General features: G+C 68.2%; 1 protein-coding gene. It reads right to left on the bottom strand.

All coding sequences use genetic code 11. The features are described 5' to 3' along the window. Window positions 1-1,573: condensation domain-containing protein (locus ACIRJP_RS42605; protein ID WP_404186623.1), on the bottom strand; the 1,573-nt coding region annotated here is incomplete at both ends.

The raw sequence follows: 1,573 nt of genomic DNA, 5'->3' as shown, positions 1-1,573 counted from the left end.
GTCAGGGGCAGCTGCCGCGGAGGCGGCGAGCGTGGCCAGATGGCCGGCCATCCGCTCGATCCTCGCCCGATCGAACAGATCCGTCCGATACTCCAGCGCCGCCAGCACCTCACCGTCCGACTCCGCCGCCGTCAACTGAAGGTCGAACTTCGCGTCCTGGCCGCCCACCCCGACCTGCTCGACTTCGAGGCCTGGCAGGGTCCATGCGTCCCCGTCCGGAGTGTTCTGGAAAACGAACAAGGTCTGGAAGAGCGGGTTGCGGGACAGGTCGCGGTTCGGGGCCAGCTCGTCGACGAGCCGCTCGAAGGGCAGGTCCTGGTGGTCGTACGCTCCCAGGGCCGTGTCCTTGACGCGGTCGATCAGCTCGCCGAAGGTCGGGTCACCGGAGAGGTCGGCCCGCATCACCAATGTGTTGACGAAGAAGCCGATGAGGTCTTCGGTCTCGGCCCGGTTGCGGCCCGCGATCGGGGTTCCCACCGCGATGTCGTCCTGGCGGCAATAGCGTGCCAACACGACCTGGAACAACGACAGCAGGACCATGAACAGGCTCGCACCCTGCCGTCCCGCCGTCGACCGCAACTGCTCCGCCACCTCGGCCGGCAGGGTGAAGTGCACGCTGTCTCCCGCGGCGCCCTCGCGCTCGGTAGGACGTCCGTGGTCCGTGGGCAGTTCCAGCACCGGAACGCCGGTCAGGCGCTCCCGCCAGTACGCCAACTGTGCGTCCAGGAAGTCACCGGTGAGCTGTTCCCGCTGCCAGACGGCGAAGTCCGCATACTGCACCGGTAGGTCCGGGAGCGACGCTTCGCGCTCCCCGGCCAGGGCCGCCGCGTAGTGTTCACGCAGCTCGCGCGCCAGGATGCCGGAGGACCAGCCGTCCGACACGATGTGGTGCAGCGTGATCAAGAGGTACTGGTCGTCCTCCGCGACTCGCACCACGTCCACGCGCAGCAGCCGTCCTCCGTCCAGCTCGAACGGGCGACGCGCCTCCGCTCCCATGATCTCCTGTGCGGTGCGCTCCCTGTCCTCAAGGGCGGCGACGGTCCGGACCTCGTGCACCACCGGGGTGACCGACCACGGCGCGTCCACGATCTGCGCAGGGCGCCCGGAATCGTCGGTGACGAACCGGGTCCGCAGGATCTCGTGCCGGGCCACCAGAGCCGTGAACGCTGCACCCAAGGCGCCGACGTTCAGCTCACCCCGGATGCGCAGGCCGAAGGGCACCAGGTACTCGGCGCTTTCAGGTGTCAACTGATCGAGGAACCAGAGCCGTTGCTGGGCGAAGGACAACGGCAGAGAACCTTCGGCACGGTCGACCGGTACGAGCGGCGCCTCATCGGCCGTTGTCAGCTCGCGCACGGCCGCGGCCAGAGTCGCCGGGGTGGGTGAGGTGAAGAGAGTGCGCACCGGCACGTCGATGCCGAGCTGCTGCCGCAGCCGGGACGTCACCCGTATCGCGAGCAGCGAATGCCCGCCGAGTTCGAAGAAGTTGTCGTGGATGCCGATGGTGTCGATGCCGAGGATGTCGGACCAGATGGTGGTGATGGTGTGTTCGGTGTTGGTGCGGGGGGTGGTG

Source organism: Streptomyces sp. NPDC102437 (genome assembly GCF_044765565.1).
Classification (GTDB): domain Bacteria; phylum Actinomycetota; class Actinomycetes; order Streptomycetales; family Streptomycetaceae; genus Streptomyces.
The sequence above is the reverse complement of the archived record's forward strand: the minus strand, read 5'-3'. Positions and strand labels throughout refer to the sequence as shown.